The 12,503-nt window shown below is 61.3% G+C and carries 13 protein-coding genes; 10 read left to right on the top strand and 3 right to left on the bottom strand.

Annotation, left to right across the window (positions count from 1 at the left end):
- Window positions 1–40: 40 nt before the first annotated feature.
- From hslV to HYPMC_RS21520, 6 genes are all read left to right on the top strand, one after another.
- Complete coding sequence (gene hslV / locus HYPMC_RS21545; protein ID WP_024275009.1) at window positions 41–613, top strand: ATP-dependent protease subunit HslV; 573 nt, start codon at window positions 41–43, stop codon at window positions 611–613.
- A gap of 16 nt (window positions 614–629) precedes the next feature.
- Entirely contained in the window at window positions 630–1,724 is a 1,095-nt protein-coding gene (locus HYPMC_RS21540) for a hypothetical protein (protein ID WP_013950257.1), read from the top strand.
- Entirely contained in the window at window positions 1,721–3,025 is a 1,305-nt protein-coding gene (hslU, locus tag HYPMC_RS21535; protein WP_013950256.1) for an ATP-dependent protease ATPase subunit HslU, read from the top strand. Before HYPMC_RS21540 ends, hslU begins: the two co-directional genes overlap by 4 nt.
- Window positions 3,026–3,167: 142 nt before the next feature.
- On the top strand, window positions 3,168–4,361 hold the full coding sequence (gene rlmN / locus HYPMC_RS21530) for a 23S rRNA (adenine(2503)-C(2))-methyltransferase RlmN (RefSeq protein WP_013950255.1): 1,194 nt from the start codon (window positions 3,168–3,170) through the stop codon (window positions 4,359–4,361).
- 85 nt (window positions 4,362–4,446) lie between these two features.
- On the top strand, window positions 4,447–5,124 hold the full coding sequence (locus tag HYPMC_RS23495) for a hypothetical protein (RefSeq protein WP_013950254.1): 678 nt from the start codon (window positions 4,447–4,449) through the stop codon (window positions 5,122–5,124).
- Window positions 5,125–5,251: 127 nt separating this feature from the next.
- Complete coding sequence (locus tag HYPMC_RS21520) at window positions 5,252–5,827, top strand: hypothetical protein (RefSeq protein WP_013950253.1); 576 nt, start codon at window positions 5,252–5,254, stop codon at window positions 5,825–5,827.
- Window positions 5,828–5,880: 53 nt separating this feature from the next.
- Here the strand turns inward: HYPMC_RS21520 and HYPMC_RS21515 are convergent, their stop codons facing one another.
- On the bottom strand, window positions 5,881–6,738 hold the full coding sequence (locus HYPMC_RS21515; protein WP_013950252.1) for a hypothetical protein: 858 nt from the start codon (window positions 6,736–6,738) through the stop codon (window positions 5,881–5,883).
- A gap of 187 nt (window positions 6,739–6,925) precedes the next feature.
- Entirely contained in the window at window positions 6,926–7,540 is a 615-nt protein-coding gene (locus HYPMC_RS21510) for a 2-hydroxychromene-2-carboxylate isomerase (RefSeq protein WP_013950250.1), read from the bottom strand.
- A gap of 150 nt (window positions 7,541–7,690) precedes the next feature.
- Here HYPMC_RS21510 and HYPMC_RS21505 point away from each other — a divergent pair, with 150 nt between their 5' ends.
- The gene (locus HYPMC_RS21505) at window positions 7,691–8,920 is read left to right on the top strand and encodes an argininosuccinate synthase (protein WP_013950249.1); all 1,230 of its coding nucleotides are present in this window, start codon (window positions 7,691–7,693) and stop codon (window positions 8,918–8,920) included.
- Window positions 8,921–8,932: 12 nt separating this feature from the next.
- On the opposite strand, the gene HYPMC_RS21500 is transcribed toward HYPMC_RS21505, so the two are convergent.
- On the bottom strand, window positions 8,933–10,105 hold the full coding sequence (locus HYPMC_RS21500; RefSeq protein ID WP_013950248.1) for a Fic family protein: 1,173 nt from the start codon (window positions 10,103–10,105) through the stop codon (window positions 8,933–8,935).
- A 121-nt stretch (window positions 10,106–10,226) separates the two neighbouring features.
- Between HYPMC_RS21500 and HYPMC_RS21495 the strand changes: the two genes are divergently transcribed.
- From HYPMC_RS21495 to aguB, 3 genes are all read left to right on the top strand, one after another.
- Window positions 10,227–10,445 (top strand): hypothetical protein, encoded by a 219-nt coding sequence (locus HYPMC_RS21495; protein WP_013950247.1) that lies wholly within the window; start codon window positions 10,227–10,229, stop codon window positions 10,443–10,445.
- Window positions 10,446–10,599: 154 nt separating this feature from the next.
- Entirely contained in the window at window positions 10,600–11,625 is a 1,026-nt protein-coding gene (locus HYPMC_RS21490) for an agmatine deiminase family protein (protein WP_013950246.1), read from the top strand.
- Window positions 11,626–12,486, top strand: coding sequence for an N-carbamoylputrescine amidase (aguB, locus tag HYPMC_RS21485; RefSeq protein WP_013950245.1), 861 nt, complete (start codon window positions 11,626–11,628; stop codon window positions 12,484–12,486).
- Window positions 12,487–12,503 lie beyond the last annotated feature (17 nt).

Here is a 12,503-nt window from a genome sequence, read left to right as displayed (position 1 = left end):
CTTGCATCTTCCCGCCAAAAGCTTAACTGACGCCATACATATGACGCACCAGAGCCAAAATGCCGGCCTTTCGAGCTGGCACGCCACGACGATCCTGACGGTCCGGAAGGGCGGTAAAGTTGTAGTTGCCGGTGACGGCCAGGTCAGCCTCGGCCAAACGGTCATCAAGTCGAATGCCAAAAAGGTCCGCCGCCTGGGCAAAGGCGACGTGATTGGCGGCTTCGCGGGCGCGACGGCCGACGCCTTCACCTTGTTCGAGCGGCTCGAGGCCAAGCTTGAGCAATACCCCGGCCAATTGACCCGTGCCGCCGTCGAATTGGCGAAAGACTGGCGCACTGACCGCTTCCTGCGCCGCCTGGAAGCCATGATGATCGTCGCCGATGCCACAACGACCCTCGTCCTGACAGGCACCGGCGACGTGCTGGAACCCGAAAACGCCATCGCCGGGATCGGCTCCGGCGGCAACTATGCGCTTGCCGCCGCGCGCGCCTTGATCGACCAGCCGCTCGACGCCGAAGCCATCGCCCGCAAGGCCATGTCCATTGCCGCCGAGATTTGCGTCTATACGAATTCGAACATCGTCGTCGAAAGCCTCGACGCGAAGACATCGTAACGGCGCGAGCCCGCTCATGGCCAACGGACCCTCCTCTGACGATCTTCAGGCAGCCGTCGACGCGGGCGTGATCGACGCGGCGCAAGCCGAGAAGCTGCGTGCCATGCGCCATGGTCCCGCCGCCGCGCCGCTCGGACCCGACGGCGAACCGTCCGTGCTGGCCGATGAGGAACGCTTCCGCTTCCTCAACGGCTTCAACGACGTTTTCCTGACCATCGGCGTGCTGCTGATCGCGGCTGCGTTTCTCACCGTTACGTCCACCGGACTTTTCGGCATCAGTTGGGTCGCGACACTGGCTGTCGCCGCCGCCACGTTCTGGATCTTGAGCGAAATTCTCGTCGGACGGCTGCGCGCCGTGCTGCCCGGAATGGTGCTCTCTCTGCTGTTCGTTGCGTTTGCCGCATCCGCCGTCGTCGTCCAGCTTCACTGGGACAACTTCAAATCCTCCACCTGGGATGTGGATTCCGAACTCGTGTTCTGGCGCAATCCGACACTTGTGTTCGGCTTGCCAGCCCTCATCGCCTCGTTCGTCTATTACTTGCGCTTCCGCCTGCCGTTCGCGCTCGGCCTGATGGCGTTCTTCGGCTACGCTGTCGTTAGCAAAAGCCTCTACTCGATTGGCGTCGGCTTGTCGTTTGCAGCATTCGGTTACGGCCTGTTCGTTCTGCTCGTTGCGCTGTTCTACGATGCGAAGGATCCGAAGCGCGTCATGCGCTTTTCCGATTGCGCATTCTGGCTGCATCTCGTCGCCGCCGCGCTGATCGTCTCGCCGATGATCATGCTGATCAAAAGTTCAACCAACGGCTTGATGACTTCTGGCGTCGTGCTGCTGACCGTTCTCGCGCTCGGCCTCTTCGCGCTGGCCATCGATCGGCGCGCCCTCCTCGTCTCGTCGCTCGCCTACTTCTGCGGCGCGGTCTACGATCTCTTGAGCGGTGGCGTGGAGCTGCCTCATAGCGGCAACGCTCCCTCGTCCTTCACCCTGACGCTTGCCCTCGTCGGCGGCTTCGTCTTGATCCTCGGCGTCTTCTGGCACCCGCTGCGCAACCGCCTGCTGCCGGTGCTGAACGCCACACCCATCGGTCCCTACCTTCCGCAAGCGAGACAATGACCAACTTTTCCCCGCGTGAAATCGTATCCGAACTCGACCGCTACATCGTCGGCCAAGGCGACGCCAAGCGCGCCGTCGCCATCGCGTTGCGCAACCGTTGGCGCCGCCAGCAATTGACCGGTGAGTTGCGCGACGAAGTTCTGCCGAAGAACATCTTGATGATCGGCCCGACCGGCGTCGGCAAAACCGAAATCTCCCGCCGCTTGGCGAAACTCGCGGGCGCGCCGTTCCTCAAAGTCGAAGCCACAAAATTCACCGAGGTCGGCTACGTCGGCCGCGACGTCGAAAGCATTATCCGCGATCTCGTCGAAGTCGGCTTGGGCCTCGTCAAAGAATCGAAACGCCAAGGCGTGCGCGCCAAAGCCGAAAAAGCAGCCGAAGAGCGCGTGCTTGATGCGCTTGTCGGCTCGAACGCCTCACCATCCACGCGCGATAGCTTCCGCAAGAAGCTGCGCAACAATGAATTGAACGACAAGGAAATCGACATCCTTGTCGCCGATACGGCGTCTCCCATCCCCACGTTCGACATGCCGGGCGGCTCGATGGCAACGATCAACATCAGCGAGATGCTGGGCAAGGCACTCGGCCAGCGCACCAAATCACGGCGCGTCACCGTTCTCGACAGCTTCGAAATCTTGATCGCGGAAGAAAGCGACAAGCTGATCGACAGCGATCAGATCTCCGGCGAAGCCGTCGCCGCCGTAGAAAACAACGGCATCGTCTTCCTCGACGAAATCGACAAAATCTCCTCGCGCGGCGATGGCACGCGTGGTGGCGCCGATGTCTCGCGCGAAGGCGTCCAGCGTGATCTTTTGCCGTTGATCGAAGGCACGACGGTCGCGACGAAGTACGGCCCTGTAAAAACTGACCACATTCTCTTCATCGCCTCCGGCGCCTTTCACGTCTCGAAGCCGTCGGACCTGCTGCCTGAGTTGCAAGGCCGCCTGCCGATCCGCGTCGAGCTCAACGCGCTCTCGCGCGATGACATGAAACGCATTTTGACGGAACCGCAGGCGAGCCTCATCAAGCAGTACGTCGCCTTGATGCAGACCGAAGGCCTGACGCTCGAATTCAAACCCGACGCGATCGACGCGCTGGCCGACGCCGCGGTGGAAGTGAATTCGACCGTCGAGAACATCGGCGCGCGCCGTCTGCAGACGGTTCTGGAACGCGTGCTCGATGAGGTTTCGTTCGAAGCCTCCGACAAGAGCGGCGCCACCGTCGTCATCGACGGCCCCTACGTGACAGAGCGCGTCGGCCAACTCTCGAAAAACGCCGACCTCAGCCGGTTTATCCTTTAACCGTTGGCGCTCGGCGGCCGGCGCGCGATATGCGTGTCGCTAAGCGCCATCAAATAAAGAGCGCGACGTCCTGCGACTACCAATCCGCCGCAAACGCCTGTAAAAGGGCCACTTCCGCAACTCGAAGCTGATTTTTTAAGTTATGACCGCCGCGCCCTTGGTTAAGATCGATACGGATACGTCCGCCGCGAAGCCTTCGCTCGCAGGTCTGACGCGCGACCGCCTGAAGCTCGCGCTCGCCGCTGCAGGCGTACCCGAGAAGCAGCTCCGCATGCGCGTCGGCCAGCTCTGGAGCTGGATCTACGTCCGTGGCGTCACGAGCTTCGAGGACATGACGGACGTCTCCAAAGACCTCCGCCGTCAACTCGCCGACCTTTACACACTGGACCGGCCCGAGATCGTCTCCGAGCAAATTTCGGTCGACGGCACGCGCAAGTGGCTTCTTCGCCTGGCAAAACGCAGCCACGAGGCGCGGCCGCCGGAAATCGAAACCGTCTACATTCCGGAAAGCGACCGGGGCACACTCTGCATTTCGAGCCAGGTCGGCTGCACGCTGAATTGCTCGTTCTGCCATACCGGCACCCAGCGCCTCGTGCGCAATCTCGAAGCCGAAGAAATTGTCGGCCAGATCATGCTGGCGCGCGACCGCATCGGCGATTGGCCCGGCGCGAAAGGCCCCGACGACGGCCGTCTGTTGCCCAACGCGGAACGCAAGATCACCAACGTCGTGCTGATGGGCATGGGCGAACCGCTTTATAATTTCGACAACGTCAAAGCCGCGATGGACGTCGCCTCCGACGGCGAAGGCCTGTCGCTATCGAAGCGGCGCATCACGCTCTCGACGTCAGGCGTCGTTCCCGAAATTCCGCGGTGGGGCGAAGAAGCCGACACGATGCTCGCGATCTCACTGCACGCGACGAACGACGCGCTGCGCGATGAACTCGTGCCGATCAACAAGAAATACCCCATCGCCGAGCTGATGGAGGCCTGCCGCAATTATCCGGGCCTATCGAATGCGCGCCGCATCACCTTCGAATACGTGATGCTGAAGGGCGTGAACGACAGCCTTGCCGAAGCCCGCGCGCTGGTACGGCTGCTGTCGGGAATTCCGGCGAAAATCAACCTGATCCCGTTCAATCCGTGGCCGGGCTCGCGCTATGAATGCTCGGATTGGGAAACCATCGAACGCTTCGCCGACGTCGTGAACCGTGCAGGCTACGCAAGCCCCGTCCGCACGCCGCGTGGACGCGATATTCTCGCCGCCTGCGGGCAACTTAGGTCCGAAAGTCAGCGCCTGGCCGCCAAGGATCGCGCGGCTCCTACCGCAAATCCCTAATCGGCGGCTCAGCCCGAATCCCTATTGAGCCCCGAGCCACTGGCTATATACACTCCGCGCCAGGGTGACTTGGGGCGGAGTTCTTGTGCTCAGACTAATCGGCACATTGGCGCGGATCGTATTCGGCTTGACGCTGGCGAGCTTGGCCGCAGGCCTCGTGACCGTCCTCTTTGTCGATGTCGGCGTTCTGCCCGGCTCATCCAGCCGCTGGCCCAAGACGCTTGGCGAAATCATCGACTTGTCGCTGCTCGCCGCAACCCACATCGGAATTTTCTCAGCCTTCTTCGTTTTGATCGTGGCCGCGATCGGAGAATGGTTTTCGATCCGCACGCTGTCGTTTTATCTTCTCGCCGGCATCATCATCGCGCTGCTCGGTTTCAGTGCCCAGTACGCCAGCGAAGTGGCTGGCCAGCCGACGATCTTCAATGATTACGCGATCAAGACATTCCTGACGGTCGGCTTCTTCGGCGGCTTCGTCTACTGGCTCGCCGCCGGACAATTTGCGGGCCGTGCTCCCGCACCGACACCCGCACTGGTAACCGCGCCCACGCCGGAAACCGCCCCGCCGCGTCCCGATAAAGAAGACGACGTCAGTGTCGTCATCACCCATCCCCCCGTTCCCGAAACGAGCGAAGACCGGCGGCTTTGGCGTATGCCGACCCTCGAACGGCTGAAGTTTGCCGAACGTGACGCGTCGGCCGTCCCCGGCGTCACGGCTACGCCCGCGCAGGACGACGAGGCTCCGCCATCCTCGCGCAGTTGACCGCGCTCGCCCCTCGACCCGCTCCCCTCGCGCAGACGTGATTAACCAAAACCGTTGCCCCGCTGCTTCGCTGTTGCTGCATCGCAGCAACCATGATATGTTGTCGCAGAGCTAGAGGGATGACGCCGTGTTCGATTGCGCCCTGCACTTCCGCTTTCTTCAGAAAGCGACGGAAGCCATGTTCGAGATGGGTCAGGCCTCCGTTGCGGCCTCCCTCGCGTGCCAAAAGCGCCTCTACGACGAAATGACGCCGGAAAATCTCCGGCCTGCGGAGCCCGTCGCGCCATGGGCGGCTTGGTTCGAAGCCTGGGCTCCGGTCGCAAAACCGCAACCGCCCGCCCAGCCCGATCTCATGCAGTCCTGGCTCGCAATGGCCAACGCTTGTTCGGCCTATTGGTCCGCCGGGCAATCGGCCCCAGCTTCGCGCCCGATGATGGCGACTCCGGTCTTTCCTCCCGCCGTCCAAGCCTTCTGGGGCGCGACCCCCTGGACGCTCTATCAGGCGCCGATGATGGCGATGATGCTCTCCTACGGCGTTCCCTACGCCGTTGCAGCCCCGACCGCGCGCGCCAGCACGTCCGCCATGGATGCCGCCGACGCCGCTTGCGCCCAATGGCGTTTGGTTTTTGGCAGCGACGAAGGCCGGAAAAGCCTGGAGCGCAACGTCCCCGTCACGCCACGCTGGTCCGGCTACCTTCACTGACGGGCGTCGAGCCGGTCTCGAAGTAAGCCAGCCCGCACCTTGGAAATCACGGCTTAGTCAGCGCCGCCCGCATCCGACGGGGGCGCAGCAGAATCGCCGCCACTGGCAGCCGGGGCCTCGGCAGGAGCCGCATCAGCTGGAGGCGTCGCCGCAGCGGGTTTCGCCTTGGCCTTCTTGTGATGAACGGTCTTCTTCTTTTCCGGCTTTGTCTCGGCCGTCGCCGTCGTAGCGGTCGAGCCCGTCGTCGCATTCTTGGCCCACGGCAGGACTTCCGGCTCTTTCGTCTTGGCAGCTTTCGCGGCCTTGTCGATTTCCCGTTTCAGGATCGCCATTGACCGGCACCGCGCCTTGGTGGCCTTACCGGCATCGTTGGTGCCGGCCGCGACCCAGATGCAGGCCGTGTTGGCCCCGCACTGATCTTCGGTCAGGTTGAGACACGACGCCTTGGCGGACTTCGTCTTCTTCACCGTCTTCTCAGGCGTGGCTTCCGCTGTGCCTTCGCTCGCGGGAGCCGCGGTTTTAGCCGCTTTCTTTGTTTTCTTATGCGTTTTCTTCACGACAGGGGCGGCAGGGGCCGCAGCCGGAGCCGCTTCAGCAGCGGCCGGAGGAGAAGTCTCGGCGGGCGCTTCCGCGGCTGGAGCCGGCGTTGGCTCGGGTTGAGCCTCGGGTGCTGCCGCGGCAGGCTCGGACGGAGCAGGTTCAGAAGCCGCAGGCTCTGCTTGGGCTGAATTTTGCGGCGCTCCCTCGTCGGTCGGATGCGCGGTCGGATCAGTGGCGGACTGCGTCTGGGCGGGCGTATCGTCCGGCGGGATCGTTACGGTGATTTCTTCGGCGCCCAGCGGCAACGCCATTGCGCCGCTCAACAGCCCGATCCAAACGAGCCTTCCGACGATGCGAATCGATCTGGCCACGCCCCATCTCCCCCACTGAGATTAGTTCCCGCGCTTCTAACAGCTTCCGCGGGTCATAAATACCCGCAAACACCCGCCGAAAGCCTTTTTTATGTTCACGAATCGAGTGCAATGCAAAAGCGCGAATGCGCAGCAATACAATCTCGTAAGGTCTTCATCGCGCAGCTGTAACACCGCGTAAAAAGCCTCACGATTTTGCCGTCGTTTTCGCGCATGCCCACGCCAGCGCCTGATCCAGCCGATCGTCACCCCAGAACAGTTCGCCATCGCCGGTCGTGAAACTCGGCGCTCCGAAAATTCCCAGCGCCTGCGCCTCGTCCGTGTTGGCGCGCAAGGCAGCTTTGACAGCTGGATCCGACGCCAGCGTGCGCGTCGCTTCCGGATTAAGACCGGCGGACAGCAGGCAGTCCGTCAAGACAGCGTCATCGAAGATGTCCAAACCCTTCCCGAACGCCGCCGCATAGACGGCACGCGTGAAACCGCCGATCTTTCCCTGCGCCTTGGCAGCGATGGCGAGGCGGGCGGCCTTCAGCCCGTTGCCGGGGAACGTCGCCGGCATCTGGAAGGGGAGTCCGCGCGCCGCTGCCGTGCGCGCGATATCGCGTACCATGTAGCGGCCTTTGGCCGGATAAAGATTGAACGGAGACGTGTCCCAGCCTTGCGATTTGAAGACCGGGCCGAGCAGAAACGGCCGCCATTCGACCTCGACCTCCGCCCGCTCGGCTGCATCCGCGATGCGCATCGCGCTGAGATAGGAGTAGGTCGACGCGAATTCGTACCAAAAGATAATCGTCGGTCCCATTCTGCTCCCCCATCTTCGCCAAACGCCGACTTTCGTTGCGACAAGTCGGTTTCCCCCGTCTACTCCACTTGCGGGTAGCGCCGCCGACCCTATAGTGCCGCGCGTTTCCCGCCCAATCTCATCTCAAGAGCCAGAAGAGCCATATCGTCCATGAGCGCCGCGCCCAAATCCGTGAAGAAAGTTGTCCTCGCCTATTCGGGCGGCCTCGACACCTCCATCATCCTGAAATGGCTGCAAGAGACGTATGGCGCCGAAGTCGTGACGTTCACGGCCGATCTCGGCCAGGGTGAAGAGCTCGAGCCCGCCCGCCAGAAGGCGCTGATGCTCGGCATCAAGCCGGAGAACATTTTCGTCGAAGACCTGCGCGAGGAATTCGTCCGCGACTACGTCTTTCCGATGTTCCGCGCCAACACGCTTTACGAAGGCATCTATCTGCTCGGCACCTCGATCGCCCGGCCGCTGATCGCCAAGAAGCAGATCGAGATCGCGCGCAAGGTCGGCGCCGACACCGTTTGCCACGGCGCGACCGGCAAGGGCAACGATCAGGTCCGCTTCGAGCTTGGCTATTATGCGCTTGAACCCGGCATCAAGATCATCGCCCCGTGGCGGGAATGGACGTTCAAGGGCCGCGAAGAGCTTCTGAAGTTCGCGCGCGAACATCAGATTCCAGTCGCCAAGGACAAGGAAGGGGAATCGCCGTTCTCGGTCGACGCCAACCTTCTGCATTCTTCGTCCGAAGGCAAAGTGCTGGAAGACCCGGCGAAGAAGCCGCCGGAAGTCGTCTATCAGCGCACGATCTCGCCGATGGATGCGCCCGACAAAGTCACGACCATCAAGATCGGCTTCGAGAACGGCGACGCCGTTTCTCTGAATGGTCAGGCACTCTCGCCCGCGACGCTGCTGAAAGCGCTGAACGATCTCGGCCGCGATAACGGCATCGGCCGCATCGATCTCGTCGAAAACCGTTTCGTCGGCATGAAATCGCGCGGTGTCTACGAAACGCCCGGCGGCACAATATTGCTCGCTGCCCACCGCGCCATCGAAAGCCTGACGCTCGACCGCGGCGCCGCGCATCTGAAAGACGAGATCATGCCGCGCTACGCCGAGCTGATCTATAACGGCTTCTGGTTCTCGCCCGAGCGCGAGATGCTCCAGGCCTTGATCGACAAGAGCCAGGAGAATGTCGAAGGCGAAGTGACGCTCGAACTCTACAAGGGCAACGTCATCACCGTCGGCCGCGAAAGCACGAAATCGCTCTATTCGCCCACCCTCGTCACCTTCGAAGACGATAAGGGCGCCTACGACCAGAAAGACGCCGCAGGCTTCATCAAGCTCAACGCGTTGCGTCTGCGCACCCTCGGAAAGCGCAACCAGGGTTGATCATCGGATCTTTCATCCCGAGCGGCGAAGGGGCTCGGTCCCTTCGTCCAAAATCCTCAAATATTTTGTGTATTGATATAATCGGCTACGTCTTTTTCCGGTGATCTCCTGAACGATGCCGAGATCGGTCAAATGATCGAGCGACTTCTGCACGGTGGGCTGCGAAAGCTTGAGCCTCTTGGCCATGATGGGCACCGAAAGAAGTGGTGCCTTCTGCAGCTCGCCATGCACACGGAGAGCGGACGCCGTCGCACGGCCTAGCGTAGAGATTTTCTCCTTATCCTTATTGAACAGAGCGAGCATCCTGCGTGCTGTGTCAGCCCCTTGTTCAGCGGTCTCCACGACACCGTCGAGAAAAAACTCCAACCACGTCTCCCAGTCGCCTTTCTCTCGAACGAGTTGAAGAAGCTCGTAGTACCGCGCTCGGTTTTTCTTAAGGTAGAGGCTGAGATAAAGGATCGGTTCGCTCAGGGTCTGTTCTTCGCAAAGCATGAGCGTGATGAGCAGTCGTCCGAGGCGCCCATTACCATCGAGGAACGGGTGGATCGTCTCAAATTGGACGTGGGCCAATGCCGCCCGAATGAGCACCGGATAAGACTCGCGATCATGTAGAAATTTCTCGAGGTCACCCAAGCATGCGATCACTTTCTCAGGGGGCGGAGGAACGAAGATCGCATTACCTGGTCGCGTCCCGCCGATCCAGTTCTGACTGCTACGGAACTCACCTGGCTGTTTGCCGCTACCCCGACCGCTGGTGAGAAGCTTCTCGTGCATTTCTCGGATTAGGCGTAGGGAAAGCGGAAAACCCTCTGCGAGACGCTTCAATCCATGCTTCATAGCAACAACGTAGTTGGATACCTCTTCGACGTCGTCGAATGGCACTGAAGGCGTTTCCTCATTTTCAAACAGAAGTAGATCTGAAAACGACGACTGGGTGCCCTCGATCTGTGACGATAAAAGCGCTTCTTTCCGCACGTACATAAAGACGAAGAGACCGGTCGACGGGAGGATAGATGCTACTCCATCGAGACGCCCTAGAGCTTGATCCGCTCTAGTGATCCGCCCCATCAGACGAGTGAGATCAAGCTGAGGATCGGGAGGCAGAGGACGCGGCACGTAACACCGGACTCTTTCGCCTAGCGCTGCCGTCGACGAAAATGTGCCCACTCGGGAGTTATGCCGCATCCGATCCGCCGCGCATCCTTTAATAACGAATCCAACTATTAAAGGATAACGCCATATCCTTTAATAACGCAAGATGCTATTAAATGATGATCTTGCAACCGAACGAGATGTGGAGACCAACATGATCGTCATCACGAGAAACGGCGAAACGACCGTACTCACCGGCTGGCGGGAATGGCTTTTCAAGCTCGTTGTTTTCCTAGCCGCCATCCTGCTGTTCGGCGTCATCGCCTTCGTGATGTTTGGACTGGCAGTGACCATCGGCGCAATCGCGATGGTCGTCATTCCGGCAGCCATCATCGTCGGGCTGCTCGGGACGATCTTCAGCCGGGGCGTCTGACGCGCCCGAACCCGGCCATTGGTAAACAATTCGCTGCTCCGGCCGCAATTTTCGGCTCCGTCGCATCTCTACTCTTGACGCGGCGGACCCCATCCCCGACATGGCCTGCTTCTAAGAGCATGTCGCTCTCCATATGATTGACGAGGACCGAAATATGACAGTCGCGGCCGACGGACTGCCGGTGGTGACACCTGCCGAATGGGCGCCCCAGAAAGCGATCTGGACCGCGTGGCCCGCCGATCCCGATGAGTGGAACGGCGATCTTGAAACCCCGCGCCGCGACGTGGCTGCCCTCGTTCGCGCCCTGAGCCTCGCCGGCAACAAGGTCCGGCTGCTCGTCAACGGCGAGGAAGCCAAGGCATCGGCGGAAGCCGCGCTTCGTGATACCGCCGAACTGATCCCGGCGAAGTACGGCGATATCTGGCTGCGCGACACCGGCCCGATCTTCGCGCACGTCGGCAACGACCGCGTGGCTCTGCGCTTCAAGACGAACAGCTGGGGTGGGAAGTACGATCTGCCGGACGACGCAATCGTCGGCGATGACGTGGCCCGCTTATCAAACGTTCCCGTGCGACGCTTCGATTTCGTGCTCGAAGGCGGCGCTGTCGATCACGACGGCGAAGGCACGATCCTCGCCACGCAGCAGACCTTGCTCAATCCCAATCGCAACGGCTGGACCAAGGAGGCCGCCGAAGCCGAACTCGCCCGCGCGTTCGGCACGAAGAAAGTCATCTGGATCGACGAAGGCCTAAAGAACGACCACACCGACGGCCACGTCGACAACATCGCCCGCTTCGTTGCGCCCGGCCGCGTCGTCTGCCAGGCGCCCGCCGGACCTGACGATCCGAACGCTGAAATCCTGAACGCCATCGCCGCATCGCTTGAAAAGGCGACGGACGCGATGGGCCGCAAGCTCGACGTCGTCCGCATCCCCGGCGTCGGGCTCTATCGCAATGCTCTTGGCGAAATCTCGCCTGCGTCCCATATGAATTTCCTCATCGCCAACGACGTTGTCGTCGTTCCGATTTATGGGACTGCTACGGAAGCCGACGCGCTTTCAGCGCTCCAAGCCGTCTTCCCAACGCGCGCAGTCGTCGGCGTATCGTCCCGAGGTCTGCTCGGCTGCGGCGAAGCCGGCGGCGGATCTTTTCACTGCATCACTCAACAGGAGCCTCTGTAGATGGCGCGACGCTCGATCACCGTCGGGAGCATTCAAACGTCCTACGGTCCGGACCTCGAAACCAACATCGCCAAGACGGAAGCGTTCGTCCGCGAGGCTGCTGGCCGCGGTGCCGAAGTGATTTTGCCGTCGGAGCTGTTCGAAGGCATCTACTTCTGCACGCGCCAGGACCCGAAGTGGTTCGAGACGGCCCGGCCGCTGATGGAGCATCCGGCGGTGTTGCGGCTCCGCGAGCTTGCCAAGTCGCTGAACGTCGTCATTCCGATCTCGTTCTTCGAGAAGGACGGCCCGCGCTATTACAATAGCATCGCCATTGCCGATGCTGACGGCGAGATCCTCGGCGTCTATCGCAAGAGCCACATCCCCGACGGCCCGGGCTATCAGGAAAAATATTATTTCCGCCCTGGCGATACCGGCTTCAAAGCCTGGAACACGAAGGCTGGCAAAATCGGCGTCGGCATCTGCTGGGACCAGTGGTATCCTGAAACCGCCCGCGCCATGGTGCTTCAAGGCGCGGAAATTCTGTTCTACCCGACCGCCATCGGCTCGGAACCCTATGATTCGAGCCTCGACACCCATCTCCAGTGGCAGCGCGCCATGCAGGGCCATGCCGTGTCGAACGCCGTCCCGATCGTTGCCGCCAATCGCACCGGTCTCGAAGACAATGACGGGGTGAAGCAGAAATTCTACGGCCACTCGTTCATCAGCGACCACCGCGGCGAGCTGGTTCAAAAGTTCGATGCCGACGATGAAGGCGTGCTCGTCCACACCTTTGATCTGGATCTGATCGAGAGCTATCGCGCCGATTGGGGATTCTTTCGCGACCGGCGCACCGATCTCTATGCTAAGAGTATCATCTGATTGCCCAGCGATATCAG

Origin of the sequence: Hyphomicrobium sp. MC1, assembly GCF_000253295.1 — a bacterium.
Lineage (GTDB): Bacteria > Pseudomonadota > Alphaproteobacteria > Rhizobiales > Hyphomicrobiaceae > Hyphomicrobium_B.
The sequence above is the reverse complement of the archived record's forward strand: the minus strand, read 5'-3'. Positions and strand labels throughout refer to the sequence as shown.